Raw genomic sequence first — 23,669 nt, forward strand, 5'->3', positions numbered from 1 at the left:
GAACCTATACAGAACAAGGGGGCTGCCCCGTACCCTATCCGCAAATACCAAAGGATTTTTTAACGGGCTTATAGGGCAGAAAAAACCCGAAAATGATACCGAGATGATACAGAATTACCGCCGATACCGCCACACCAGCGGAAACGGCAGAAAGGAGCGCACCCATGCCAAGAATGAGCAAGAAACGGCGGCTGGAATGGTCTTTTTTCCTGCGGCAAGTGAAAGTCGGGAATTCCACCTGCGATCGTATCACATACAATGACCTCTGCCGGGGCTGTACCCATAGCTGCAAGCAGAGCTTCCGGGCGGTTATCATACTCTGCCCCCACTACTACTCCAAACGCCGGAAAAAGGAGGACAGGGACAATGGCAGATAACCGCAAGTATTACTACCTCAAGCTGAAAGAGAACTTTTTTGACAGCGACTCCATTGTGCTGCTGGAAGATATGAAAGACGGGATTTTATACTCCAATATCCTCTTGAAGCTGTACTTAAAATCGCTGAAAAACGGCGGGAAATTGCAGCTTGACGAGCATATCCCCTACACAGCGCAGATGATAGCGACACTGACCCGCCACCAGATAGGGACGGTTGAGAGGGCTTTAGAGATTTTCCGGCAGTTGGGGCTTGTGGAGCAGCTTGACAGCGGGGCTTTCTATATGACCGACATTGAGCTGATGATAGGACAGTCCTCTACCGAAGCCGAGCGGAAACGGGCTGCAAGACTGGAAAACAAGGCACTTTTACCGCCCCGGACAAAAGGCGGACATTTGTCCGACATTCGTCCACCAGAGATAGAGATAGAGATAGAAAAAGAGAGAGAGGGAGAAACGGGACACCCCGCCCCCGCCGCTTATGGCAGATACAACAATGTGATACTGACCGATACAGAGCTTTCCGGGCTAAAAACAGAGTTGCCCGACAAGTGGGAGTATTATATTGACCGGCTTTCCTGCCATATCGCTTCCACCGGGAAACAGTACCACAGCCATGCAGCCACCATTTACAAGTGGGCGCAGGAGGACGCTGCCAAAGGCAAGGCTGCCCCGAAACAGGGCATACCCGATTATTCATGCAAGGAGGGCGAGAGCTTATGAAAAACGGAATTGAAGCTATGATTACGGACATTACAGCCACTACCGCCGAAGCGGAGGACTACACAGGCGAGGACGGGCTTTTATACTGCGGTAAGTGCCATACGCCCAAAGAAGCCTATTTTGCAGAGGGAAAGACTTGTTTCGGGCGTGACCGCCACCCGGCAGAGTGCGACTGCCAGCGGGCAGCCCGTGAAAAGCAGCAAGCCGCCGAAAGCCGACAGAAGCACCTTGAAAAAGTGGAGGACTTGAAACGCCGGGGCTTTACCGACCCTGCTATGCGGAACTGGACATTTGAGCATGACAACGGCAGAAACCCGCAGACCGAAACCGCCCGCTTTTATGTGGAGAGCTGGGAAACCATGCAGGCTGAAAATATCGGCTACCTGTTTTGGGGCGGCGTGGGGACGGGAAAAAGCTACCTTGCCGCCTGTATCGCCAACGCCCTTATGGAAAAAGAGGTTGCCGTCTGCATGACAAACTTTGCAACGATACTGGGTGACCTTGCCGCCAGCTTTGAGGGCAGGAACGAATATATTTCCCGCCTTTGCAGCTACCCTCTGCTGATACTTGATGATTTCGGTATGGAGCGAGGAACAGAATACGGGCTGGAACAGGTTTACAGCGTGATTGACAGCCGTTACCGAAGCGGCAAGCCGCTGATCGCCACGACCAACCTCACGCTGGAGGAATTGCAGCACCCGCAGGACACGCCCCACGCCCGTATCTATGACAGGCTGACTTCCATGTGCGCCCCCGTCCGCTTCACGGGCAGCAACTTCCGAAAGGAAACCGCACAGGAAAAGCTGGAACGCTTAAAGCAACTGATGAAGCAGCGAAAGGAGAGCCTATGACAGAAACGAAACAGACAAGCACCACCAAAACAGACCGCCGCCCGGACTGTGTGACGGAAATCCGCATGGGCAACTCCGTCCTTACCGTTTCCGGCTTCTTCAAGCAGGGCGCAACCGACACCGCAGCCGACAAGATGATGAAAGTGCTGGAAGCGGAAGCTGCTACACAAAAAACGGCGATTTGACCGACCATAAAGAAGCAGATTTGACGCTTTTGCCGCTATACAGACAGCCGCCCCATGTGGTACAATCAAGGTACGGAATAGTGGGGCTGGCTGTCGGAAACGGAGGATTTTATGTTAAGACAGACCAACCAACAACCAATTACCGCCCTTTACCCAAGACTATCCCATGAGGACGAGCTGCAAGGCGAAAGCAATTCCATTTCCAATCAGAAGCGTATCCTTGAAACCTATGCAAAGCAGAACGGCTTTTCCAATCTGCGCTGGTACACGGATGCCCCTGATATAATAGGACTAAAGCAAAACCCGACAAAACGGGCGTCGCTTTAGTCCTGTTTTTTTATTTATCGGGCATTTATCGGAACAATTCGAGGAAATGCTACATCAAAAGTGAAGGAGGAAAACTGAATATGGCAGGGACAAGGCGTTCGTTGATTTCAGCAAGTCAATGAACGCCTTTCGTCATTTCAGAGAGCAGGAGGCATTTATGGCAGAAACGATTATAGAAATTCCATTGGATGAGCTTCATCCATTTCCAGATCATCCATTCGGCGTGAGGGACGATGACATGATGCAGCAGACCGTTGAAAGCGTTCGTGAATATGGTGTGATCGTCCCCGGTATCGCAAGACCCCGTGAGGACGGCGGTTATGAGATTGTCTCAGGGCACAGAAGAAAACACGCCTGCGAGCTTGCAAGCTTAAAAACTATGCCGTTCATTATTCGGGATATTGACCGCAATACCGCAACCATCATCATGGTAGACAGCAACCTGCAAAGAGAAAATATCCTTCCAAGTGAGAAAGCCAAGGCATACAAAATGAAGCTGGAAGCCATCAAAAGGAGAGCTGGCAGACCGGGCAGAAATTCTGTCCAGGTTGGACAGAATTATGAGGGAAAGACTTCCAGAGAGCAGATTGCGGAAAACAGTCCAGATAGTGCAACTCAGATTCAGCGGTATATCCGATTGACCGAGCTTGAACCGGAGCTTTTGCAAATGGTTGATGAGGGCAAGATCGGTATGACCCCTGCGGTTGAGATTTCGTACCTTAACCCCGATGAACAAAAGCTCCTTATCGAGACAATCGACAGCGAACAGGCAACGCCGTCTCTTTCCCAGGCGCAGAGAATGAAGCGGCTTTCCAAAGAGGGTAAGCTGAGCGATGATGCCATGCTCGGCATTATGACAGAGCAGAAGAAACCCGAAACCTGGGATCTGAAGCTCCCGATGGATAAAATCCGAAAATACTTCCCTCGCTCCTATACACCGCAGCGAATGGAGGAAACCATTATCAAGCTGCTTGAAACATGGATGAAAAAGCGGCAGCGAGACCATCAGCGTTAAATATGAATATGGGATTATGAGCCGAACAGGAATTACACACATTCTTGTTCGGCTTTTTTCATACCCCGGCACAGGAGGAAACATGGCAGTATGTCGAGTTGAGAAAAACAAAAATTCCCGTCTTTGACAGTTGAGAAAATGAAAAACTGCTGTAAGTCCAATGTTTATCGGCTTTACGGCAGTTTTGATACAATTTTTAAAATATAGTAATGTTCTCATTACAGATAAAAATTTGGAAAACACTGTAAAATCAAGGGATTCCAATACTTATCTAAGAATAGATAAGTGTTTACAAAGAGAATACTATTTTACTCACGAAAAGTCAATTGCTATAGACATTACTATAATTCAAAACAAATTATTTGACAAAAAAAACGTAGAGTTTATGCGGGCTTAACGGACTTTTTGATAGATGCAACTGTCAAACTCCCGGAAACATGGCAGTATGTCGAGTTGAGAAAAACAAAAATTATACCACCATGTCGAATTATCATCTGCGAGACCCGAACCTGTCCAATAAGGCACGGGGACTTCTTTCCACGATGCTGTCCCTCCCCGAAAGTTGGGACTATACCACACGAGGGCTTGCGAAAATTTGCAAGGACGGTGTGGATGGGATAACCGCACAGTTGAGAGAACTGGAACAATGCGGCTACCTCATACGCAATCGGATACGGGATAGCAGCGGCAGAATTGTCGATATGGAGTATATCATCTACGAGCGACCACATCCGGCTTCACCAGATACGGAAAAGCCGGATATGGCAAAACCGGATGTGGATTTACCATGTCTGGAAACTCCCGCACAAATAAATATAGATAAAAGAATTACAGATGAATCAAATACTGATTTATCAAATACTCATTCCATTCTTTCCGACGAGGCTCGTCCGTCTGTGCTTGCCGCACTGGAAGCGAAGCGAAAAGAAACGGAATACCGAGATATGGATATGTACAGAGAAATCATCAAAGAGAATATTGAGTACGATTATCTTCTCTCTGAACTTCCGTATGACCATGACCGGCTTGAGGAGATTCTGGAGCTGCTTGTGGAAACAGTCTGCTCCACAAAGAAGTATATCCGGGTTGCCGGTGCGGACTATCCGGCGGAGGTTGTCCGGTCAAGGCTTCTGAAGCTGGATATGGAGCATATCAGGTTCGTGTTTGCCTGTCTCAAAGAAAACACGACCAAGATACGCAACATCAAACAATATCTGCTGACCACGCTGTACAATGCGCCCACCACCATCGGAAATTATTACTCGGCTCTGGTACAGCATGATTTATACGGCGGCTCTCGTGATTAAGCACGGGAGCTTTTTTACGCCGGGAAGGGAGGTCAAATTTTGAAACTCTTTATCTGCCACAGGGTGAGACCGCCTTAGCGATGCCGGTCTCCTCTATCGTCTGCATCCCAGACTTCATAGGAAGGAGGTAGATCTATTGCAGGAAGAAGTTGAACAGAGGACGATAACATTGGCAATTACAACAACGAAAATGACAGCCAATGTGCTGAAATCGGCAATCTCAAAGTATCTTGCTTACCGCAAGGAAAAAAAGCGTGAGGGACCTGTTAAGCCATGTGGAAAGCAGAGCGTAAAGAAACTTGTCGGATAGGACCAGGGCGTTGCCAATATTGAGATTACTGATAAGAATATCAAGGACTTTGAGCGAATTGCGAGGAAATACGGCGTGGACTTCGCTCTGAAAAAAGATAAGACCGGCGAGGTTCCAAAGTACCTTGTTTTCTTCAAAGCTCGTGACGCCGACGCTCTGACAGCGGCATTCAAGGAGTACACGGCAAAAAGCGACCGCAAAAAGGAACGCCCGTCCGTACTCAAAAAGCTCCGCAGGTTCAAGGAAGCCGCAGCGGACATTGACACGCCGAAGGTTCGCAAAAAGGAGCTGGACGCACGATGAAACAGATAAATTACAAAAAGCTGATTTTGCCCAACATCCCATATTTGTTCATCGGGCTGTTCGCTACAAAGCTCGGACAGGCGGCTCGTCTGTCACCGGGCGTTGATTTTTCTTCCAAAGTTCTGAACATGATGGATGGCATTTCGATGGCGTTTGAAAATATCCTGCCGAGTTTCCATCCGGTTGACCTGCTGGTTGGTACTGCCGCCGCAGTTATCATCCGGCTTGTGGTGTATTTCAAGGGCAAGAATGCCAAGAAGTTCAGAAAAAATCTGGAATACGGCTCTGCCAGATGGGGAAACCGTGAGGATATTGCCCCTTTTGTAGATCCCGTATTTGAGAACAACATCATCTTGACGCAAACAGAGCGATTGATGATGTCGAACCGACCAAAAGAACCAAAGAACGCACGGAACAAAAATGTGCTGGTAGTCGGCGGCTCCGGTTCCGGTAAAACAAGGTTCTTCGTAAAACCTCAGCTCATGCAGCTTCATTCCTCATATGTGGTGACCGATCCGAAAGGAAGTGTCGTGTGCGAGGTTGGCAAGCTGCTGGAGCGTAATCACTACAAAATCAAGATCTTTAACACGATCAACTTCAAGAAGTCCATGCACTATAACCCTTTCGCCTATATTCACAGCGAAAAAGATATTTTGAAGTTGGTCACGACCCTTATCACAAATACCAAGGGGGACGGAAAATCCGGGGATGAGTTCTGGACGAAAGCGGAAACGCTTCTGTATTGTGCCCTCATCGGCTATATCCACTATGAAGCACCTCCCGAAGAACAGAACTTCACAACCCTGCTGGAGTTTATCAACGCTATGGAAGTCCGGGAGGATGACGAGGAATACAAGAACCCAGTTGACCGAATGTTTGAGGAACTGGAAGCGGAAAAGCCCAATCACTTTGCTGTCCGGCAATATAAGAAATATTCGTTGGCGGCGGGCAAAACTGCTAAGTCGATCTTGGTGTCCTGCGGTGCCCGTTTGGCTCCCTTCGATATTGCTGAACTTCGGGAAATTACCATGTACGACGAATTGGAGCTTGACACCCTCGGAGATAAGATTTTCGTCAACCCCAAAGACAAAAAGGACAAGAGGTATTATAAGACGGCTCTGTTTCTCATTATGAGCGATACAGATTCGACCTTTAACTTTTTAATCTCCATGATTTATACGCAGCTTTTCAATCTGCTTTGTGAAAAAGCCGATGATGTGTACGGCGGCAGATTGCCCGTCCATGTGCGCTGCCTGATCGACGAGGCGGCAAACATCGGTCAGATTCCTAACCTCGAAAAGCTCGTAGCAACCATACGAAGCCGTGAAATCTCAGCCTGTCTTGTCCTGCAGGCGCAGTCGCAGCTAAAGGCTTTGTATAAGGACAATGCTGATACAATCATCGGAAATATGGACAGCCGTATCTTCCTTGGCGGTTCCGAACCGACTACGCTGAAAGAACTGAACCAGTCTCTCGGCAAAGAGACAATCGACACGTTCAATACCGGTGAAAGCCGTGGCAGAGAGGTTTCCCATTCTCTTAATTATCAGAAACTCGGTAAGGATATGCCATACTTGTTCGTGAAGAGTTCAGTTGCCTTGAATTTATCATGAACAGGGACACGATCAACTGGATTCTGAAATAACTGAATACAGGAGGTCGAACATGGAGCATTTACCAAAGAAAATCCATCAAAACGGAATCAGCTACACGCTGGTGGGAGACTACTACATCCCCGATCTGGAGCTACCGGAGGAAAGCCGCCCCATTGGGCGGTGGGGCCGGATGCACAAAGCGTTTCTGCAAGAACACCGGCCCGGCCAGTACAATGCCCTGCTTCTGTCGGGAAAACTCTGGACATATCTTGCTGACCTGAACGAACAGGCCGCTGACCGGCTGGCGTGTATCGTCTCGCAGATGCAGGAGGCGGAGGGTGTCACCGAGGAACTGAAAGCCCGTGACCAGCTTGCGTGGGTCGGGGGCATGAACAGCATTCGCAGCCGAGCAGAGGAAATCATCCTCTCTGAGATGATTTTTGTTTAAGGAGGTGCCTGTCTATGAGATACCGTATCGAATACGCCGATGGGCGTTATTGTAACTTTGCCAACGGCAGGGCTGAGCTGCTGAAATGGCTGAAACTGCTGAAGCAAGAGGAAATCTCCGACATCCGCAAAGTATATAAAAGCGGTGTGTCAGATTCCGTCCTGGAAACATACCGGAATTATATCCGCCCAGCATAAGGAGGGGCGCTTATGGGTACAGATATAGAAAAATTGGTTGATTTGATGATTCAGGAGCGGATGCAGAGCCAGTTTGCTAAGTGGCGGGAGGCAGAAACCGGCACGGAGAAAAAAGAGGACTGCCTTCGCTTGGAAAACGAGTATGAAAAAGCAATCAGCGCATTGTCTGAGGAACAGAAGGACGCTGTAAGACACTACTGTGATTCTATTTTCGATTCTGGTGCAGAAAGCGAGTGCTTCTTTTACCGGCTGGGCCTCAAAGATGGCATCCGTCTCTGGAAGTTTATGAAAAAGCTGATGAAAACGGTCAGCTAACGGATGTATAACCACATATTTTATTCCGCCCACAAACGGGTCGAAAGCCGTCCAACGGTACAGATTGGGCGGCTTTCCTGTTATCTGCGTTTCTTCCGCTTGGGCGCATAGTACGGCTGCGGCTTGGCCTTTCCTCTCATGTTGTTGGGATTTTTGAGCATTTTGGACAGGCTCAGTATCCGCAAAAATGCAGAGAAGTCCTCTGAGGAAATCTTCTCGAAGGGTATCTGCATTCTGTCGCAAAATTCGTGGATTACCACTTCCTCTTGGCTGCCCTGTTCGAGCGCCTGTTCAAACTTTTCCTTGACGTCATCCAGCGTGGGCTGCGGGTCGGCGGTGGTCTTGTCCTTGCGGTGTGCTTCCCGGATGTCCCGGACGATGCTGTCCAGATCATCGTGCATGACATGGCTGTAAAAATCGCTTTCCTGCACCTGCCCCAGTTCCAGCGTCCGCATATAGAGGTCATCTTCTCCGGGCGCATACTTGCTCATGACGGTCTGCCGGGTGGCCTCCAACACCAGATTCATCTGCTCCACCCGCATATTGGCGATCTGGTCGATGCAGATTTCCATATCTATCATCAGCCGCCGGAAATTCGGGTGGGCAGCCAGTTCGCAGAGAAGCCGGTTGTTGATTTTGCCGCTGCTCAAAAGTTCCACCATATCATCACTCAGATGCAGAGATTGAAGTTCTGTGTTTGGGTGATTTTTATTTTCCGTCAGCCCCATCAGATAGTCGGTGGACACGCCGTAAAAGTCCGCCAGCGTTGCAATCGCAAACGGGCTGATGTCCTTGTAGTCATCGGTTTCGTATTTTCCCAGCGCGGATTTAGACAGGCCGGTCTGCTCCGCCAGTTGTTCCAGCGTCAGGTGCTTGTCCACCACCCGCAGGTCTTTGAGCCGCTCCGGGATTGTCAGCTTTGCGTACATCCAAAGCCCCCTCTCTCGTTATCTTTTTCAGTGATTACACCCATTATAGCACGATTCCATAAGCGTGGAAATATGCGGATTTCGAGCGTTTTTCCGACGTTTTGGATATACGGGAAAGGGCCTCTTTTTTCGGTAAACTGGTTCTTGCAGACAGGCACAGAACCTTGAAAATCGAATGACCGGCTGCAAGGGGTATGGCCTCCGGGGAAGTGACGCCAGGACAGAAATCGAGCACACCAAAGAGGCCGATACGCCGGGAGAAATTCCGGGCAGGAGCGGCTTGCAGGCAGACCGGCGGACAGGAAACAAGTTTATCATGCGGGGCGCATGGCTCCGCAGCAAAGAAATGGAGGAAATCATTATGACACTGAGTATGAAAGAAAAGAAGATTCTCTACGCTTACGGCTGTCTCAGCCACCACAATACGGTGACACGGCTGAAATGGCTGACGGCTCTGACGGTTGACCCGGAGGCCAAACGCCGGATGCTGGGGCTGGCCCGGAAGGTGGAGACGGAGATGAACGAAAGCTGGTACGAGGATTTTTATCACCATCTGCGCATGGAGATGGACGAGTACCGCCGTCTCAAGCGCAACCTGCGTGTGCTGAAATCTTACACCGATTATGAGGAGGATCTGTATGAAGAAGCTGTCTAAGTATGAGAAAGAAACCATCATCAACTGGAACGAGGCGGAGAACCTTGCCAGCGTCTACACCTTCAACGCCAGCTTGAAGCGCAGGCTGGCTGATTTCAGCCGGAAGTACCCACTGTTGTGCCGGTTGGAGCGCAGCACGCCGGAGGGCAGCGTGACCTATGTGCTGGACAAGTCCCGGCTGTCGATCCGGCTGGTGCCTCCGTACAGCGAAGAACGGAAAGCCGCCGCAAGGGAGTACGCAAAGGAGCATGGCTTTCAGGTGGTGGTAACGGAAGAAAAAATCGCCTAAAATCGGGGTGTTTACGGGAAAAATGACGGGTCTGCACCCGATGTTTTGACCGGCAATCCCCGCAGGCGTATTCCGTATCCACTCCCCGCCTATGGGCGCAAATGTGTGGATACGGAGCCGGTGAAACTGGCAAACACCGTTCCTGCGGTGGAAGCCAGCTTCGCCGGTGCGGAAGTACAGAGGGCGGCCAGCCCTTTGTGGCGGGGTGCAGGGGCGGCAGCGCACTGCTGGGGTCAAGGGGCAACGCCCATTGGCAGGTTAAGGGCGGCAGCCATTATCGGGTCAAGGACGAAGTGCCTTGGCAGGTTGAGGGCAGCCGCCCCATCGGGTCAAGGGTGAAACGCCTTGCCCAGGGAAAGTTGATGCCTGCGTCAACTTGTATTGGGTATTACCTGACGCAAAATTCGCAGGATTTGCGGCTTCGCCGCCCCTTCCCCGGCCCCAGAACATCTTCGCAGGAAGGAGGAAATCTGTTTGAAACTGACACGACACAATGGACGCTCCGGCAAGCATGGCACCTATAATCCCCGCCACAATGACCGCCGGTTCGATGTGGAGAACAGCGAACACATTGACGCAGAACGGGCAAGGCAAAATGTCTACTGGGACTGCTACCGGGGCTTTACCACCCATGAGTTCCGGGAGAACCCGGAGCAGCCGGATTTCAGCTTTGAGGAAATCGAGCGGATGTATTACTACGAGCATTACGGCGGCTATGTGGAAGCTCAGAACGCCCGGAATGAGAAAACCCGGCACACCGAGCGCAACCGCACTGTGGAGGACTTGCTGAAAAACAACAAGACCTGCCCGGAGGAAAGTATCTACCAGATCGGCACGATGGGAGAATCCGTCTCGCCGGATACGCTCTTTTCCATCGTCAATGAGTTTTATCAGGAATTTGAGCGCCGCTTCGGTTCCCATATCCACATCCTGGACTGGGCGCTCCATCTGGACGAGGGGACGCCCCACATCCATGAGCGGCACGTCTTTGACTGTGAGAACCGCTATGGGGAACTGTGCCCCCAGCAGGAAAAGGCGCTGGAAGAACTTGGCATCCCTCTCCCCAACCCGGAGAAGCCCAAAGGCCGGAACAACAACCGCAAGCAGACCTTTGATGCGGTCTGCCGGACGATCCTGTTTGACATCGCCAGACGGCATGGGCTGCATCTGGATCAGGAGCCGTCCTACGGCGGGCGGGACTATCTGGAAAAACAGGATTATATCCTGATGAAGCAGAAGGAGCAGCTTGCGGCGCAGGAGCAGAAGCTGGAAGAACTGACGCTCAAAATCGAGGACGTGGAGACGCTGTTAGATGATGTTTCCGATGCGGCCTATGACAAGGCGGTGGAGGTGGTGACCGATACCGTCCGGCAGGAGACACACAAGGAAGATATTCGTCTGGTGGAAGAATCGAAAAAATGGGTGCTTTCGCCGGAGCGCAAGGCCCCGAAGAAGGAGCGTGACTACGCTGCCGCCCGTCTGGATGGAGTGATTACCAAAATCAAACGGGTCATGCAGAACGCCCTGGCAAAAATCCAGAAAACTCTCATGCAGCCGGAGGTCAAGAAGGCCGGTAAGGAGCAGATTAAGGAGAAGGCCAGAGAATCCATCCGGGAGAAGCTGGCGAAAGGCAGGCTGAACGCTGACCGAGATAACCGGGAACGCTGGGAACGTGAGGGGCGGATTGCTCCGAAAAAGAAACACGATATGGAGTTATGAGGCACCTGATTTTCTGCGGAAACGGGTGCTTTTTTCTCTGCCTGGAGGTGAGAAAATCGAATATATTTGAAGCGGTGAAGGAGTCTGTCACCACAAGGCAGGCTGCGGAATATTACGGGGTGCAGGTTGGCAGGAATGGCATGGCCTGCTGTCCCTTCCATGATGACAAACATCCCAGTATGAAGATTGACCATCGGTTCCACTGCTTTGGCTGTCAGGCAGATGGGGATGTGATTGATTTTACCGCCCGTCTGTTTAGTCTGAGCAGTAAGGAGGCGGCGCTGAAGCTGGCGGAGGATTTCTCTGTCCACTATGACGCCAAAGGCCATGACCCGCCCCGCAGGAGGCCGGTCAAGCGAAAAATCAGCGAGGAACTGCGTTACCGGCAGGCGGAGCAGAAATGTTTCCGGGTGCTGTGCAATTACCTGCATCTGCTGGAACGCTGGGAGAAGGAATACGCCCCGCAGACGCCGGATGAAGCGTGGAATCCGCTGTTCGTGGAGGCCCTGCAAAAGAAACCGTACACGGAATATCTGCTGGATATTCTCTTGTCCGGCAGCATGGAGGAACGTGCTTCCGTGGTCGCTGAGTATGGAAAAGAGGTGAGGAAGATTGAGCAGCGAATATCAGAGTTTACCGCTAGCCACCCGGCAGGCCGCCATGAGCGCAGCCGAAGCCTTAGCGCCGGAGCGGAGCGTTGATGAGGTGCGGGAAAGCCTGTCCGTCACCGAGAAGGGCCAGCCCGCCAACACCATCGGCAACTGCCGGACGGTGTTCTGCCATGACCCTCTCCTGCGTGGGGCGATCCGCCTGAACCTTTTGACTGACCGGGTGGACATTGTACAGGATTTAGGCTGGCGCAGGAATACCAGTGCCCTGACGGATACGGACGTGAAATATCTGCTTCTCTATTTTGAGCAGACCTATGGCCTGACCAGTGAGAAAAAGATGACGGCGGCGCTCTCCATCGTGGCGAATGAGAACTGCTACCATCCCATACAGGACGTGCTAAACGGCCTTGTCTGGGACGGGACGCCCCGCATCCGCTCCTGTCTCCATCATTTCTTAGGTGCGGACGAGAGCGACTATGTGGAGGAAATGCTGAAACACTTTTTGCTGGGGGCTATCCGGCGGGTATTCCGCCCCGGCTCCAAATATGAGGAAATGCTCTGTCTGGTGGGCGGTCAGGGGGCTGGCAAGTCCAGCTTCTTCCGCTTGCTGGCGATCCGGGACGAGTGGTTCAGTGACGACCTGAAAAAACTGGACGATGACAGGGTGTATCTGAAGCTGCAAGGACACTGGATTATCGAAATGTCGGAGATGCTGGCTACCAGCAGCGCCAAAAGCATTGAAGAAATCCGCTCCTTTATCAGCCGCCAGAAGGAAACCTACCGGACGCCCTACGAGGCCCAGCCCAAAGACCGGCTGCGGCAGTGTGTGTTCGGCGGTTCGTCCAACACACTGGACTTCCTGCCCCTTGACCGGGCCGGAAATCGGCGCTTTTTGCCGATCATGATTTACCCGGAGAATGCAGAGGTTCACATTTTGGAGGACGAGGACGCCTCCAGAGCCTATCTTTTACAGGTCTGGGCGGAGGCCATGACGATTTACCGCAGCGGCCACTACTCTATGAAGTTCAGCAAGTCCATCCAGCGCCAGCTGGTGGAGGTGCAGAAGGATTTCATGCCGGAGGACACCGAGGCCGGACAGATACAGGGCTTTCTGGAACACTACACCGGCAGCATGGTCTGCTCCAAACAGCTGTTCAAGGAGGCGCTGGGCCACACCTACGATGAGCCGAAGCGGTGGCAGCTGCACAATATCAACGAGATCATGAACACGGTGGTGACGGGCTGGAAACCATTCTCCAATCCCCGGATGTTCACCGGATATGGCAGGCAGAGGGGCTGGGAACGGGACGTTTCCGGCAACGAACTGCCCGGCAACGAAGATGGATTTGTGGAGCTGACCGAGGAAGAATGCTGCCAGCTGGAACTGCCGAAGGAGTGGATCGCATAAAATTAGCGGTCTGTTGCCGGGATGGTTGCCACTTGGTTGCCGGGTTTGTTGCCGGGGATTCTCCGGTCTGGATACGGAAAAAGCCTGTAAATAAGGTATTTTCTAATATCTATCTCTATCTCCGGCAACGAAAACAACGAGATTTTTCAAGAAAATTGATAAAGTAAGATTTGCAGGTCAGACGGTAGTTTACAGGTTTTCAGAGGTTCGTTGCCGGACTTCGTTGCCAGTGCTGCCGTCTGGCCTGCTACTCTATGGAGGTAGCCTATGGAAAAAAGCAAACAGCAGAAAAATAAAGTCCGTTTTGTGGTGGTGCGGGAGTTCTCCGGGGAGAAGTCCATGCGGGAAGCCTTTGAGCAGCTGATTGAGCGTCAGACCTGCGAACACTTCGAGGAATGGCGTCAGCAGCGGGAAATGGCCGAAAACGCTGCGTAAAAACGGTTGATTCAGGGGCAGGGACATGGTACTATAATGGTATCGTGTCCCTGTTCATAGAAGGAGAACGCTATGAGCAGGAAAAAACAAGTCTATGAGAAAATCACCGCTCTCTACTGCCGCATCTCTCTGGATGACGGCGGCGACAACGAGAGTATGAGCATCAGCAACCAGAAAATCATGCTTCGGGACTTTGCTGAAAAGCATGGAATGTTCCAGTATGAATATTATGTGGATGACGGCTATACGGGCCGCAATTTCAACCGCCCTGCCTTCCAGCGCATGATCGCTGACATTGAGGCGGGGAAGATCGGCTGCGTCATCACCAAAGACCTATCCAGGCTTGGTAGGAACTATATTGAAGCTGGCAGCTATATCGAAATCTTTTTCCCCAAACACAATGTACGCTATATCGCCATCACGGACGGCGTGGACAGCCTGACCCGTCAGGAGATGGACATTACGCCCTTTAAGAATATCCTGAACGATATGTACAGCCGGGATATTTCTAAAAAGGTGCTGGCAGGCATCACCACCCGCTCCCGGCAGGGGAAGTTCTGCGGAGGGACGCCGCCCTTCGGCCTGATGCGTGACCCGGAGGACAAGGGGCATCTCATCATTGACCCTGAGACAGCGCCAATCATCCGCAAAATCTATGACTATGCCCTTGACGGGCTGGGCTGCATGAGGATTTCCAAACGTCTGATGGAAGAAAAAATCCCAATCACCCATGTCAAAGCCAACACGGAGTTTGACGCCAACTATTATTTCTGGGGCGGAGCCAGAATCAGTCACATCCTGAGAAATCCATTCTATAAGGGCGCACATTTGGTCTTTCGGACGCATCAGAAAGGCATCCGCTCCAACACCTATGACATTATTCCCCGTGACCAGTGGGAAGTGATCGAGGGCTGCCATGAGGCCATTGTGACGCCGGAGGAATGGGAACAGGTGCAGGAACTCATTGACCGCAGGCCGACCATTCAGGGGAATTCCTGCCCCTTTTATAATCTGTTCCACGGTCTGGTCTACTGCGCCACCTGCGGGAAGTCCATGCAGGTGCGGTATGAGAAAGTGGGCCGAACCGGGAAGAACCGCTTCACCGGCGAAATGCGGGAGCCGATTGACAAGGCGTACTATATCTGCCAGACCTACAACCGCATGGGCTGCAAGGTCTGTTCCAGCCACAAGATCGAGGCCAGGGATTTATACAATCTGGTGCTGAAAGACATTCAGGAACTGGCGGCGCAGGCTATGAAGGATGCCGATGCGTTCTACCAGCGGCTCAGCCGCCGGATGGAGCACCGGTATCTGGTGGACGCCTCCCAGACAGAAAAGGAACGCCTGCGGCTGGAAGCCCGAAATCAGGAAATTGACGGGATGTTCCTGAGCCTGTACACCGATAAGGCCAAAGGCATCCTGACCGAGCAGCGGTTTGTGAAGCTGACGGCGGCGCTGGAACAGGAGCAGGAATCCAACCAGAAACGCCTGCATGACCTGGCAATGATGCAAGGTCGTGCCGATGCGCAAGAAAGCGAAGTCCGCACTTTTATCAAGGAAATCCGGCGCTATGCCGCCATCGAGGAACTGGACGAGGCGGTGCTGAACCGGCTCATTAGCCGGATTCTGATTGGAGAAATCAAGAAGATTGATGGTCAGAGGACACAGGAGGTTAAGATTATTTACAATTTTGTTGGGGAAATGTCAAGGTAGAATTTAGACGCTAAATACTTTTAATTTATATCAAAAGTGATACAACAATTTTCTTTTAATGCTATCAGGCAATAAAGTTATTCCTTTGGCCAGAGTAAAAGGGATAACTTTATTTTGCTAAAGCATACTAAAAAGGGCGCGTTGCAGAAAATTATCCGCAACACGCCCTCTTCTATAAGTCCTTATGTCAAAATCAAATTATTGGTAATCTTGAATATTGGGATAAGCGGCACCGTTATTATGCGCGTAAGCTGCTTCAAAGTAGTCGAGGCTTTCAAAAGTAATGCCCTGATAGTTTCCGACATTCAACACATCAAAAGTTAGATTCAGAACATCACCAGCGGAATATTGGTCAAGAAGATTTCCTGCAAATTTCCATCCTATGTTTTCCTCATAAGTATCCTCGGTAAAATAAAATGTAGTCGCATCCTCAGTCGCATCATAACTAATGTCAATAATTATATCAGAGAAATGAACTTGATCTCCAGCATTAAAGTCTTTGAGATAATCTACAGTTTTTCCATCAGCAGGATTAATAAATTGAGCATTAAGTTGTGTCATATCAACAACCTCTGGAGGAAGAGAATTAAGTCTGTAAGATTCTGCAACAGAGAATTGATAAACTCTGTTATTATCCCCAAAGTAAAATCCATCTTCCGTCATAGGAACACTTGAACGAGCATTGGCATTGTAATAATGGGCATAATACAACTGCCATTTGTATGTCTCAGTTGAAACAAACTGTGCTTTCCATGTACCAGAACTGTCTCCTGCTTTCTTTGTATAAAACATATACTGATTTGTACCAGTAGTTGCTTGACTTACCGTATCACCAGAGGCATCTGACAAGATGAGTGCAATCTGTGTAAAAATATCGACAAAGATAATCCTATGTCCATGCATACGGATAGAACCAACGCTGTTATCTACTTCTGGACGAAAATAAACCTCAGGCCCCATATCACCCGTGTTATATTCTATGCTAGGTGAAACAAGATAGGCCCAACTACTATCCTTTTCACTCTGTCCATCGAGATCGATAAGCTTTTCCACATAATCTGAAAGGATAATCCAGCCAATCTTCCACCAATTCACTTTGCTTGCTTCAGCAGAAGAACTGATATTCTCGTTGTCGGCATAAGCAAAAGTAGTGTTAGAAAAACTTATGCACATAACCAAGGAAAGAGTAAGTGCAACAATCTTACGTGTTAGCTTTTTCATTAAAAGCCCCCCTTCTCTTATAAAACCAAAACAATAATGCAAATGATGGATGCAATAAAAAAGAATACTCCAGCAACCCGCATCAAACCAAGATATAAATCTGTAGGTTCACCGCCTTTTACAGAAAAGAAGTGTTCAATTTTCCATAAAAGTTCCGGCTTAAAAATCATAAAAAAACTTAATAGAAGCAAAAGGATAAGCCATATGTTATCTATGTATAACACTTCCTTTCTGCTAATACTGAAAATTCAAATAAAAAAGCGCATAAGTAGACAAATAATCATGCCTAACTTATGCGCAAATAGAAACAATTTTAATTCTAAGCCTCCAAAGCTGGCAGCGTCGGTAAAAATGCTCCATTATTAAGTTAGGCAACTTAACCTTAAAACAAATCATCGGTCTTACCTCCCAACAATATAAATTTCGACTTTTCACTTTTATTTTATCACCTAAAGCAGAACTTTTCAATGAATTTGTCTAAAATAAGTCGATTTTCTTTTTTGATTATGTGCATTTTTAACTAATAGAAAGAAAGTTGTATTGAGGGCGATTGGTGTTCCTTATTCCATATGTCGGAACTGTATGAAGTGAAAATAGTTTATCCGTTGAAGAGTCACTCCACAGGTTATGCTTGATTCTTTCAAAGTTATGTTTCTATAATATGCATCCGTACTGTCATATTATAATTCACATTATTGGATAATATAAATTGACAAGTATAAGATAAACAGACAAGGAGTCGCTGCCACCCGTAAAACGGGTGGCTCGGGACGCAGGCTTTAAGCCCACTCTACTTGGCCGCGCCTCAAGGCGCTAGCTTTCTCTTTTAGGCTATACTAAAGTTTTTATTTCCCTGGTACAACCGGGGATTTTTTTGCTTCAAGCCGCCAATTAGAACGGCAGCCACAAAGATTTTTCTTTGCGGCTGCCGTTTTCTTGAATTCATCACTTGACAATGTGGCAAAGATCTTGCAACGATAGATGAGCTTGCCGTCCTCGACGGCGGTAAATGTATTCTGCAGCTCCGTGGTGTGCGTCCGTTTTTATCGGATAAGTTTGATATAACAAAGCACCCGAACTACAAGTATCTGTCAGATGCAAGTCCAAAGAACAACTTTGATATTGAGAAGTACCTTTCAACCCGGCTCAAAACCAAACCGGATGATGTTTACGAGGTTTATGAGGTAGACGCATCCGACGAGTCAGCAACCGCTTAACGGCGGTTTTTATGATAGATAAGACATCCAAGACAGAACGACCACTTTCAAAAATCAAACAAATCAAAATTTTTGAAAGGAGAGCTGAGCGTTAAGTCCTGTGGTCTGTGCGGCTTTATGCGGTACGCATTGAGCTTTGCGCTTCTTGCGTTCAGCGACGTTTAATCTATGGAATTTTTTAACTCTGCTGTTGATGTTCTTCAGACTCTCGTTGTTGCTCTTGGAGCTGGTCTCGGTATCTGGGGCGTGATTAACCTGCTGGAAGGTTACGGAAACGACAACCCTGGTGCAAAAAGTCAGGGCATGAAACAGTTTATGGCTAATTAAAGGGAACAAAAAGAAAGGAAAAACACAATCCAGACGGTATCAGCGGCAGGCTACAAGAATAAATTGTGATTACACAAGATTGGTGCTATAATAAGAGAAAAGTTCCTGCCGGGGCAGCCGCCCCGGTGGTATGGATAGAAAGGCAGGAAAGCAATATGCACATCAGCTATAAACCACTCTGGCATACACTGTTAGAGCGTGATATGAGAAAAGAAGATTTAAGGCTTGCCGCCGGTATGACAACGAATATGATTGCCAACATGAGCAAAGAGGGAAAGCACATCAGCATGGACACATTAGCCCGTATCTGCGAAACGCTGAATTGTGAGATTACCGATGTGATTGAGTTAGTACCAGACGAGCCTGCTTCCACAGGAGGTAAGGAACATGAGCGAATTGAAACCAAGAATAACAGAAAACGGAATTGATTATATCCTTGTCGGAGATTACTACATCCCGGATTTGAAGCTGCCGGAAGAACACCGCCCCATAGGAAAGTATGGACGGTTGCACCGGGAATATTTGAGAGAAGTCCACCCAGCCAGATTGAATACATTGACACTGACCGGAGAATTATGGACATATCTTGCAGATCTGAACGAACAGGCACAGAAGCGATTAGGTACAATCATAGAGCAGATGAAAGCTGCTGAGGGGGTCACAGAAGAATTAAAGAGTATCTGTCAGATGGAATGGGTGCAGCGTTGCAATAACATTCACAATCGGGCAGAAGAAATTGTTTTGCATGAGATGATTTATTCATAACGGTATGGTAGAATGACAATTACAAACTGAAAGCTGAAGGAGAGGAAATTTATGAACAAAACCTTAACCCATAGTATGAAATCCTATATAACAATTTTTTTGGTTGGTATTTTAGTCGGATGTATTTGCAGGCTTACAGATTATTGCCCAGCTGATACATTATGGAGTTTTTCGTCAATTCAAACACTATTGGGATTTTGGATTATTACCAATACCATCATTGTTTTAGCAAGTACTTCAAACATTTGTGCAGGGATTAGTTCGTTTTTATATATGTTTGGAATGACATTGAGTTTCTATGGATTACAAGCAATATTAGGAACATTCATACCTTTATTTTCTGGTGGTTTTCGTACTTCACTATTTATGATATTTACTATTTGTTCAATCCCTTGTGCAATAGCAGCGTTTATCTTATATTACTGGAATAAAGAACATATTTTTAATTCTATATTATATTCTCTGCCAGTAGGTGCTTTAGCCGCAGAAGCAATTGTAATTTTTATTTACTTTTTAGGGCATCATACATTCCTATTTCAGTTATTGATGGATGTAATAGGAGTGCTAATTTTTCTTTTCATGTTCTATAAAAAAGCAAAAAGTAAGAAGCTTTTTCTAATCGCTTCGGTAATTAGTGCTTTGGTATTTTACTTTGTTTTTCCATGGTAATATGAAATTATAATATACAACTTACCACTTCAAAATTTCAACTGAATAACCACAGCACAAACCGCTGCTACATGGAAGCCAACACAACCATGCAACAGCGGTTTTTTGTTACCGTTTTTTCCTCTGGCTGATAGGCGTTCCCATTTTCTTTGATTTTTGGAGAATCCGAATCAGCCAGCGAAATTCTTCTTCCGATAAATTTTTGTAGTTGATACCGAGCTGCTTGCAGTAAAGCATTGCCAGTTTTTCCAAACGGCTGCCCTTGAAATTTTCGACCGCTTCCAGATTTTCTTTCAGTTCATCGGCAACGGTGGTCTGGGGCGCACTCTCACTGTCCTTTTTGTGGGTTTCCCGAATATCCCGGATAATCAGGTTGAGGTCATCCAGAACCATGTGGCTGAAATACTCATCATCGCTGATATGGGCAGCTTGCAGCACCTTCAAATGCGGGTCATCTTCGCCGGGGCGATACCGTTCAATGATTTCATGCCGGACGGTATCAACAAGGGCATTGAGGTTTTGGATTTGCATGGTAGCAATCCCGTCCACATAAATCTCAATATCCGCAAGAAACTTGATAAAGTCCTTATGGGTGGCAAGTTCGCAGAGCAGGCGGTTGTTAATCCGACCGCTTTTCAGAAGTGCAACCATCTCATCATTCAAATGCAGCTCCGTCAATGGCGTGTTGATCTGCCCCCGGTTCTCTGTCCGGCACAGCAGATAATCAACGGAAACCCCATAGAAATCTGCCAGCGTGATAAGGTTGCCATGATTGATTTCCTTATAATCCTCTTTCTCATAACTGCCAAGGGCTGATTTGGAAATACCCGTCAGCTCTGATAATTCTTCCAGATTTAAGCCTTTATCCTTGCGGAGTTCCCAAAGGCGTTCCTGTATGCTTGTTGCTCCTTTCATGGGCGCACGCTCCTTTCCGGCGGTTGCATTGCTGCCGCTTAACTGGATTATATCACACTTTCCGCAATCGTGGAAATTTCTGATTTTTACCCCTAATTCCTACTTTGTGGACATACGGCATAGGGCACAAAAATGTTCTATGATACAGGTAGTTCATCGATGGATTATTCCAATCGAATGACCAGCCTGTGTGGGATATGCTTCCCCGGCGATGTAGTGCCATGACTTTTGGCAGGGATATGGAGGAACCCTGACCGAAACGAGCATACCAAAGGGAGCGATACGCCGCTGTGAGATTCAGGGGAGGAACGACACCGGGGAGAACTGGCGAACTGACACCGAAATGATACCGAAACACGACAATCTGATAGGGGGATAGTCTACCCTATCGCTGATACTTCGGGAGATTTTAGGCGGTTCTATGACTGTAATTTTTCCGAAAATCGCCCCGAAACCATACACAAAAACGGGAGGAAGCGCAATATGCCGAGAATGAGCAAAAAGAGGAAACAGGAGCTTTCCTTTTACCTCAATGACCGGGGGCGTGTCACTTACAACGAATTATGCCGGAAATGCCAGCATGGGTGCAGGCAGAGCTTCCGGGCGGTTGTGATTGACTGCCCCCGTTATTTATCCAAACGAGCAAAGAAAAAGGAGGCACACACCGAATGAATTTTGAATTTATGACGATAGACACACCCTTGCCGCCCTGTATGCCCTTTCCCAGAGCGTTGACAGGATTTCCAGTCAGCAGCACCGCAAAGGTCATGTACTGCCGGATGCTGGACGCTATGCTGTCCAAAGGGCAGGAGGACGAGAACGGAATCCTGTTTGTCTGCTTCCCTGTCACAGCCATTGCCGCAGTCCTGTCCCGCAGTCCCATGACGGTCAAGCGTTCTCTGAATGAACTGGAAACCGCCGGACTTATCATGCGGGTGCGTCAGGGCGTTGGAGAACCAAACAGGATTTATGTGCTGATACCGGGAAAGGAGGACGCTGCCCTTGCCTGATACCTCAAAGCTGGAAAAGCTCAACAGGGAGCTGGAGAAAAGCGAAAAGAAGCTGCGGAAAGCCATTAATGATGAAAAGGTATTGCAGCACCAGTTAAAGCAGCTTACCCGAAAGGAACGGACGCACCGGCTCTGTACCCGTGGCGGTATGCTGGAAAGTTTTCTGCAAGAGCCGGAACGCCTGACAGATGATGATGTCATGATGTTGTTGAAACTCATTTTTCACAGGCAGGACACGCAGGAACTATTGAAAAAACTGCTGGAACGGGAGAAGCCGGAAACCCCTTAGTTTACTAAGGGCGCAATTATACACCACCCAGAGGTTGGTGCATTGCGTTCTCCGAAGGCTCCTCGCCGGAGGGCTGTGATTTTCCGCAGTCAAGGTCTGCTCCAAATCATACAGGGGACGCTACGCTTCCCCTGCGCTGGCTGCCGCCAGCTACCCTTTTGTGGACTTGCCATCTGGGGACACCTTGCGTTGCAAGCTGTTCCCAGCCGACAAGTAAAATATGGCTTGACTTAAAATTTTTATTCAGTTACCCTTAGATAAGAGTTACCGGTAGCTCTTTATCTAATCAATAAGGAGCGTGTAAAAATGTATCATGCACATTTTAGGGGAACACACTACGAAGCTGGTTTTCGGTGGGGTTCCTTACTGTTAAAACACAAAAATATAATTTTAGAGAACATACCATTTGAAATCACGCAGGAACGGATTGACTATGCTTTGTCCTGCCTTCCGATTTATGAAAAGTATTACCATGAGATTGTAGAAGAAATTCAAGGTCTGGCAGATGGACAACAATGTGATGTCCGTATTTTGCAAGCTGTATTATTTAGTATGTACTCTATGCCTCCATCTTGTAATTGCTCTTGTTTTGCTTTTACAACGGAACAGGAAATTCTTCTGGGACGAAACAGTGATTTTCTGACAGAAATTGAAAGGCTAAATCAGAATGTAGTTTATAAATTGACGGATGGAGTTTATTCTTTCACAGGAAATACAACTGCTTTTATTGAAATTGAAGATGGTGTTAATGAACATGGTTTAGCTGTTGGTTTAACATCCGCCTATCCTAACCAATGCAAACCGGGATTTAACGCAGGTATGATTGTCAGATACCTGTTGGAGAAATGTAGAAATGTGTCGGAAGCTGTCTCCTGTTTATATCAATTACCGATTGCTTCAGCACAAACTTTAACCTTAGCTGATACAATGGGGGCGATAGCTGTTATAGAATGTAATGCGGAACAGATAAAAATAGAAAAAACATTGAATAGCAATCTTGCTTTTGTCTGTGCAACGAACACTTTCCATCTGCCAGGAATGGTAGGCTATAACAACGATAAGATTGATAATTGGTTTGCAGAAGAACGGTATCAAACATTGTATTCAGCTTTTAGCGAAAAAAATGGAGGTTTCAATTTTCCATTTGCAGAAAAACTGTTGTCTGGAGATTATGGTTTCCTCTGTCAGTATGACAGAAGTACAGGTAAAGATACTGTCTGGTCAGTTATTTATGATATGAAACGACACAAAATTTATCGAAGTGAAGGGAATCCCAGACGACACAAATTCAAAGAAGATATTCGTTTTCAGTTTTGATTTTTCAAATTGATGTATTTCTACAACTAAATACCCGCCGCCCATACAGCGGCACACCGAGCAGGAAATCTGAAAAAGGTCTCCTGCTTTTTTTCTGCCCAAAATGAGGTGGTAAAACGCCACCCCATCCACCAAGCATAGAAAGGAGGGACACGAAATGCCCTGTCCACACAACGAAATCTCGATTGTTCAGCGTAGCCAACAGCAGTCTGCGGTTGCCGCCGCTGCC

At 48.2% G+C, this 23,669-nt stretch carries 30 protein-coding genes and 4 pseudogenes; 29 read left to right on the forward strand and 5 right to left on the reverse strand.

Translation table 11 applies throughout. The features are described from left to right. The first annotated feature begins 164 nt into the window (after positions 1-164). From ACESZP_RS16650 to ACESZP_RS16705, 12 genes and pseudogenes are all read left to right on the forward strand, one after another. Entirely contained in the window at positions 165-377 is a 213-nt protein-coding gene (locus ACESZP_RS16650) for a hypothetical protein (RefSeq protein WP_002569236.1), read from the forward strand. Continuing rightward, the gene (locus tag ACESZP_RS16655; protein ID WP_499709801.1) at positions 367-1,098 is read left to right on the forward strand and encodes a phage replisome organizer N-terminal domain-containing protein; all 732 of its coding nucleotides are present in this window, start codon (positions 367-369) and stop codon (positions 1,096-1,098) included. The genes ACESZP_RS16650 and ACESZP_RS16655 overlap by 11 nt, the downstream gene beginning before the upstream one ends. Further along, positions 1,095-1,949, forward strand: coding sequence for an ATP-binding protein (locus ACESZP_RS16660; protein ID WP_002569234.1), 855 nt, complete (start codon positions 1,095-1,097; stop codon positions 1,947-1,949). The genes ACESZP_RS16655 and ACESZP_RS16660 overlap by 4 nt, the downstream gene beginning before the upstream one ends. Beyond that, positions 1,946-2,134 carry a transposon-encoded TnpW family protein gene (locus ACESZP_RS16665; protein ID WP_002569233.1) on the forward strand — a complete coding sequence of 63 codons (189 nt, stop codon included), beginning with the start codon at positions 1,946-1,948 and terminating at the stop codon, positions 2,132-2,134. Before ACESZP_RS16660 ends, ACESZP_RS16665 begins: the two co-directional genes overlap by 4 nt. Before the next feature lie 111 nt (positions 2,135-2,245). Further along, a pseudogene (locus ACESZP_RS16670) lies at positions 2,246-2,407 on the forward strand (recombinase family protein); the annotation flags it as partial. A gap of 211 nt (positions 2,408-2,618) precedes the next feature. Continuing rightward, positions 2,619-3,476 carry a ParB/RepB/Spo0J family partition protein gene (locus ACESZP_RS16675; RefSeq protein ID WP_499709802.1) on the forward strand — a complete coding sequence of 286 codons (858 nt, stop codon included), beginning with the start codon at positions 2,619-2,621 and terminating at the stop codon, positions 3,474-3,476. A gap of 437 nt (positions 3,477-3,913) precedes the next feature. Beyond that, entirely contained in the window at positions 3,914-4,783 is an 870-nt protein-coding gene (locus ACESZP_RS16680; RefSeq protein WP_147632118.1) for a helix-turn-helix domain-containing protein, read from the forward strand. Between the two features lie 136 nt (positions 4,784-4,919). Further along, positions 4,920-5,396: pseudogene (locus ACESZP_RS16685) on the forward strand (PcfB family protein). Further along, positions 5,393-6,964, forward strand: a pseudogene (locus ACESZP_RS16690) (VirD4-like conjugal transfer protein, CD1115 family); the annotation flags it as partial. The pseudogenes ACESZP_RS16685 and ACESZP_RS16690, both read left to right, overlap by 4 nt. A gap of 97 nt (positions 6,965-7,061) precedes the next feature. Then, the gene (locus ACESZP_RS16695) at positions 7,062-7,439 is read left to right on the forward strand and encodes a TnpV protein (RefSeq protein WP_055219871.1); all 378 of its coding nucleotides are present in this window, start codon (positions 7,062-7,064) and stop codon (positions 7,437-7,439) included. A gap of 14 nt (positions 7,440-7,453) precedes the next feature. After that, positions 7,454-7,636 carry a hypothetical protein gene (locus ACESZP_RS16700; protein WP_055219873.1) on the forward strand — a complete coding sequence of 61 codons (183 nt, stop codon included), beginning with the start codon at positions 7,454-7,456 and terminating at the stop codon, positions 7,634-7,636. 12 nt (positions 7,637-7,648) lie between these two features. Continuing rightward, positions 7,649-7,951 carry a hypothetical protein gene (locus ACESZP_RS16705; RefSeq protein ID WP_055219875.1) on the forward strand — a complete coding sequence of 101 codons (303 nt, stop codon included), beginning with the start codon at positions 7,649-7,651 and terminating at the stop codon, positions 7,949-7,951. Positions 7,952-8,031: 80 nt separating this feature from the next. Here the strand turns inward: ACESZP_RS16705 and ACESZP_RS16710 are convergent, their stop codons facing one another. Beyond that, positions 8,032-8,880: a helix-turn-helix domain-containing protein gene (locus ACESZP_RS16710; protein ID WP_055266762.1), complete on the reverse strand. Its 849-nt coding sequence runs from the start codon at positions 8,878-8,880 to the stop codon at positions 8,032-8,034. A gap of 175 nt (positions 8,881-9,055) precedes the next feature. Here ACESZP_RS16710 and ACESZP_RS16715 point away from each other — a divergent pair, with 175 nt between their 5' ends. The 8 genes from ACESZP_RS16715 to ACESZP_RS16750 all read left to right on the forward strand — a co-directional run bounded on the left by ACESZP_RS16715 (position 9,056) and on the right by ACESZP_RS16750 (position 15,710). Further along, positions 9,056-9,535: a hypothetical protein gene (locus ACESZP_RS16715; protein ID WP_226906287.1), complete on the forward strand. Its 480-nt coding sequence runs from the start codon at positions 9,056-9,058 to the stop codon at positions 9,533-9,535. After that, on the forward strand, positions 9,519-9,824 hold the full coding sequence (locus ACESZP_RS16720; protein WP_055222220.1) for a hypothetical protein: 306 nt from the start codon (positions 9,519-9,521) through the stop codon (positions 9,822-9,824). Before ACESZP_RS16715 ends, ACESZP_RS16720 begins: the two co-directional genes overlap by 17 nt. Positions 9,825-9,925: 101 nt before the next feature. Further along, entirely contained in the window at positions 9,926-10,348 is a 423-nt protein-coding gene (locus tag ACESZP_RS16725; RefSeq protein ID WP_271822999.1) for a hypothetical protein, read from the forward strand. Continuing rightward, positions 10,299-11,543 carry a plasmid recombination protein gene (locus ACESZP_RS16730; RefSeq protein WP_117760454.1) on the forward strand — a complete coding sequence of 415 codons (1,245 nt, stop codon included), beginning with the start codon at positions 10,299-10,301 and terminating at the stop codon, positions 11,541-11,543. Before ACESZP_RS16725 ends, ACESZP_RS16730 begins: the two co-directional genes overlap by 50 nt. Then, positions 11,540-12,244 (forward strand): CHC2 zinc finger domain-containing protein, encoded by a 705-nt coding sequence (locus ACESZP_RS16735; RefSeq protein WP_055266766.1) that lies wholly within the window; start codon positions 11,540-11,542, stop codon positions 12,242-12,244. Before ACESZP_RS16730 ends, ACESZP_RS16735 begins: the two co-directional genes overlap by 4 nt. Beyond that, positions 12,204-13,562, forward strand: a complete 1,359-nt coding sequence (locus tag ACESZP_RS16740; RefSeq protein WP_055221981.1) for a virulence-associated E family protein — start codon at positions 12,204-12,206, stop codon at positions 13,560-13,562. Before ACESZP_RS16735 ends, ACESZP_RS16740 begins: the two co-directional genes overlap by 41 nt. 267 nt (positions 13,563-13,829) lie before the next feature. Next, complete coding sequence (locus tag ACESZP_RS16745) at positions 13,830-13,997, forward strand: hypothetical protein (protein ID WP_171027916.1); 168 nt, start codon at positions 13,830-13,832, stop codon at positions 13,995-13,997. Between the two features lie 72 nt (positions 13,998-14,069). Further along, positions 14,070-15,710, forward strand: coding sequence for a recombinase family protein (locus ACESZP_RS16750; RefSeq protein WP_055221983.1), 1,641 nt, complete (start codon positions 14,070-14,072; stop codon positions 15,708-15,710). A gap of 198 nt (positions 15,711-15,908) precedes the next feature. Here the strand turns inward: ACESZP_RS16750 and ACESZP_RS16755 are convergent, their stop codons facing one another. Both ACESZP_RS16755 and ACESZP_RS16760 read right to left on the reverse strand, forming a co-directional pair. Then, a complete protein-coding gene (locus ACESZP_RS16755) occupies positions 15,909-16,931 on the reverse strand; it encodes a hypothetical protein (RefSeq protein ID WP_055221986.1) in 1,023 nt (340 codons plus the stop codon). A gap of 17 nt (positions 16,932-16,948) precedes the next feature. Continuing rightward, positions 16,949-17,155, reverse strand: a complete 207-nt coding sequence (locus tag ACESZP_RS16760; protein WP_334291862.1) for a DUF6199 family natural product biosynthesis protein — start codon at positions 17,153-17,155, stop codon at positions 16,949-16,951. Between the two features lie 735 nt (positions 17,156-17,890). On the opposite strand from ACESZP_RS16760, the pseudogene ACESZP_RS16765 reads away from it, so the two are divergent. From ACESZP_RS16765 to ACESZP_RS16785, 5 genes and pseudogenes are all read left to right on the forward strand, one after another. Continuing rightward, positions 17,891-18,148: pseudogene (locus tag ACESZP_RS16765) on the forward strand (VirD4-like conjugal transfer protein, CD1115 family); the annotation flags it as partial. A gap of 168 nt (positions 18,149-18,316) precedes the next feature. Further along, a complete protein-coding gene (locus tag ACESZP_RS16770; protein ID WP_499709803.1) occupies positions 18,317-18,475 on the forward strand; it encodes a Maff2 family mobile element protein in 159 nt (52 codons plus the stop codon). 155 nt (positions 18,476-18,630) lie between these two features. Beyond that, the gene (locus ACESZP_RS16775) at positions 18,631-18,903 is read left to right on the forward strand and encodes a helix-turn-helix domain-containing protein (RefSeq protein ID WP_002592127.1); all 273 of its coding nucleotides are present in this window, start codon (positions 18,631-18,633) and stop codon (positions 18,901-18,903) included. After that, positions 18,863-19,240, forward strand: coding sequence for a TnpV protein (locus ACESZP_RS16780; protein ID WP_117687769.1), 378 nt, complete (start codon positions 18,863-18,865; stop codon positions 19,238-19,240). Before ACESZP_RS16775 ends, ACESZP_RS16780 begins: the two co-directional genes overlap by 41 nt. 51 nt (positions 19,241-19,291) lie before the next feature. Then, positions 19,292-19,909, forward strand: a complete 618-nt coding sequence (locus ACESZP_RS16785; RefSeq protein ID WP_227116248.1) for a hypothetical protein — start codon at positions 19,292-19,294, stop codon at positions 19,907-19,909. Positions 19,910-20,017: 108 nt separating this feature from the next. Here the strand turns inward: ACESZP_RS16785 and ACESZP_RS16790 are convergent, their stop codons facing one another. Continuing rightward, on the reverse strand, positions 20,018-20,824 hold the full coding sequence (locus tag ACESZP_RS16790) for a helix-turn-helix domain-containing protein (protein ID WP_499709805.1): 807 nt from the start codon (positions 20,822-20,824) through the stop codon (positions 20,018-20,020). 483 nt (positions 20,825-21,307) lie between these two features. Between ACESZP_RS16790 and ACESZP_RS16795 the strand changes: the two genes are divergently transcribed. The 4 genes from ACESZP_RS16795 (at position 21,308) to ACESZP_RS16810 (ending at position 23,440) form a co-directional block, all read left to right on the forward strand. Continuing rightward, a complete protein-coding gene (locus tag ACESZP_RS16795) occupies positions 21,308-21,496 on the forward strand; it encodes a hypothetical protein (RefSeq protein WP_499709806.1) in 189 nt (62 codons plus the stop codon). Further along, positions 21,493-21,834 carry a replication initiator protein A gene (locus ACESZP_RS16800; protein WP_003020305.1) on the forward strand — a complete coding sequence of 114 codons (342 nt, stop codon included), beginning with the start codon at positions 21,493-21,495 and terminating at the stop codon, positions 21,832-21,834. The genes ACESZP_RS16795 and ACESZP_RS16800 overlap by 4 nt, the downstream gene beginning before the upstream one ends. Continuing rightward, on the forward strand, positions 21,827-22,123 hold the full coding sequence (locus ACESZP_RS16805) for a DUF3847 domain-containing protein (protein ID WP_109258345.1): 297 nt from the start codon (positions 21,827-21,829) through the stop codon (positions 22,121-22,123). The genes ACESZP_RS16800 and ACESZP_RS16805 overlap by 8 nt, the downstream gene beginning before the upstream one ends. A gap of 306 nt (positions 22,124-22,429) precedes the next feature. Next, positions 22,430-23,440 (forward strand): C45 family autoproteolytic acyltransferase/hydrolase, encoded by a 1,011-nt coding sequence (locus ACESZP_RS16810; RefSeq protein ID WP_118006290.1) that lies wholly within the window; start codon positions 22,430-22,432, stop codon positions 23,438-23,440. A gap of 4 nt (positions 23,441-23,444) precedes the next feature. Here ACESZP_RS16810 and ACESZP_RS16815 read toward each other — a convergent pair. Further along, on the reverse strand, positions 23,445-23,669 hold a 225-nt coding region (locus tag ACESZP_RS16815), incomplete at its 5' end, for a hypothetical protein (protein WP_499709808.1).

The sequence above is a fragment of the Candidatus Dorea massiliensis AP6 genome (assembly GCF_964245105.1).
Lineage (GTDB): Bacteria > Bacillota > Clostridia > Lachnospirales > Lachnospiraceae > Laedolimicola > Laedolimicola intestinihominis.

What these genes read in the sequence shown, in the direction of transcription:
- ACESZP_RS16720 (WP_055222220.1), top strand. Translation starts at nt 9,519, where the DNA reads ATGAAGAAGCTGTCTAAGTATGAGAAAGAAACCATCATCAACTGGAAC.
- ACESZP_RS16710 (WP_055266762.1), bottom strand. Translation starts at nt 8,880, where the DNA reads ATGTACGCAAAGCTGACAATCCCGGAGCGGCTCAAAGACCTGCGGGTG.
- ACESZP_RS16665 (WP_002569233.1), top strand. Translation starts at nt 1,946, where the DNA reads ATGACAGAAACGAAACAGACAAGCACCACCAAAACAGACCGCCGCCCG.
- ACESZP_RS16755 (WP_055221986.1), bottom strand. Translation starts at nt 16,931, where the DNA reads ATGAAAAAGCTAACACGTAAGATTGTTGCACTTACTCTTTCCTTGGTT.
- ACESZP_RS16660 (WP_002569234.1), top strand. Translation starts at nt 1,095, where the DNA reads ATGAAAAACGGAATTGAAGCTATGATTACGGACATTACAGCCACTACC.
- ACESZP_RS16655 (WP_499709801.1), top strand. Translation starts at nt 367, where the DNA reads ATGGCAGATAACCGCAAGTATTACTACCTCAAGCTGAAAGAGAACTTT.
- ACESZP_RS16695 (WP_055219871.1), top strand. Translation starts at nt 7,062, where the DNA reads ATGGAGCATTTACCAAAGAAAATCCATCAAAACGGAATCAGCTACACG.
- ACESZP_RS16780 (WP_117687769.1), top strand. Translation starts at nt 18,863, where the DNA reads ATGAGCGAATTGAAACCAAGAATAACAGAAAACGGAATTGATTATATC.
- ACESZP_RS16735 (WP_055266766.1), top strand. Translation starts at nt 11,540, where the DNA reads ATGAGGCACCTGATTTTCTGCGGAAACGGGTGCTTTTTTCTCTGCCTG.
- ACESZP_RS16680 (WP_147632118.1), top strand. Translation starts at nt 3,914, where the DNA reads ATGGCAGTATGTCGAGTTGAGAAAAACAAAAATTATACCACCATGTCG.
- ACESZP_RS16745 (WP_171027916.1), top strand. Translation starts at nt 13,830, where the DNA reads ATGGAAAAAAGCAAACAGCAGAAAAATAAAGTCCGTTTTGTGGTGGTG.
- ACESZP_RS16800 (WP_003020305.1), top strand. Translation starts at nt 21,493, where the DNA reads ATGAATTTTGAATTTATGACGATAGACACACCCTTGCCGCCCTGTATG.
- ACESZP_RS16775 (WP_002592127.1), top strand. Translation starts at nt 18,631, where the DNA reads ATGCACATCAGCTATAAACCACTCTGGCATACACTGTTAGAGCGTGAT.
- ACESZP_RS16785 (WP_227116248.1), top strand. Translation starts at nt 19,292, where the DNA reads ATGAACAAAACCTTAACCCATAGTATGAAATCCTATATAACAATTTTT.
- ACESZP_RS16725 (WP_271822999.1), top strand. Translation starts at nt 9,926, where the DNA reads ATGTGTGGATACGGAGCCGGTGAAACTGGCAAACACCGTTCCTGCGGT.
- ACESZP_RS16675 (WP_499709802.1), top strand. Translation starts at nt 2,619, where the DNA reads ATGGCAGAAACGATTATAGAAATTCCATTGGATGAGCTTCATCCATTT.
- ACESZP_RS16740 (WP_055221981.1), top strand. Translation starts at nt 12,204, where the DNA reads ATGAGCGCAGCCGAAGCCTTAGCGCCGGAGCGGAGCGTTGATGAGGTG.
- ACESZP_RS16750 (WP_055221983.1), top strand. Translation starts at nt 14,070, where the DNA reads ATGAGCAGGAAAAAACAAGTCTATGAGAAAATCACCGCTCTCTACTGC.
- ACESZP_RS16770 (WP_499709803.1), top strand. Translation starts at nt 18,317, where the DNA reads ATGGAATTTTTTAACTCTGCTGTTGATGTTCTTCAGACTCTCGTTGTT.
- ACESZP_RS16810 (WP_118006290.1), top strand. Translation starts at nt 22,430, where the DNA reads ATGTATCATGCACATTTTAGGGGAACACACTACGAAGCTGGTTTTCGG.
- ACESZP_RS16650 (WP_002569236.1), top strand. Translation starts at nt 165, where the DNA reads ATGCCAAGAATGAGCAAGAAACGGCGGCTGGAATGGTCTTTTTTCCTG.
- ACESZP_RS16790 (WP_499709805.1), bottom strand. Translation starts at nt 20,824, where the DNA reads ATGAAAGGAGCAACAAGCATACAGGAACGCCTTTGGGAACTCCGCAAG.
- ACESZP_RS16705 (WP_055219875.1), top strand. Translation starts at nt 7,649, where the DNA reads ATGGGTACAGATATAGAAAAATTGGTTGATTTGATGATTCAGGAGCGG.
- ACESZP_RS16700 (WP_055219873.1), top strand. Translation starts at nt 7,454, where the DNA reads ATGAGATACCGTATCGAATACGCCGATGGGCGTTATTGTAACTTTGCC.
- ACESZP_RS16715 (WP_226906287.1), top strand. Translation starts at nt 9,056, where the DNA reads ATGACCGGCTGCAAGGGGTATGGCCTCCGGGGAAGTGACGCCAGGACA.
- ACESZP_RS16795 (WP_499709806.1), top strand. Translation starts at nt 21,308, where the DNA reads ATGCCGAGAATGAGCAAAAAGAGGAAACAGGAGCTTTCCTTTTACCTC.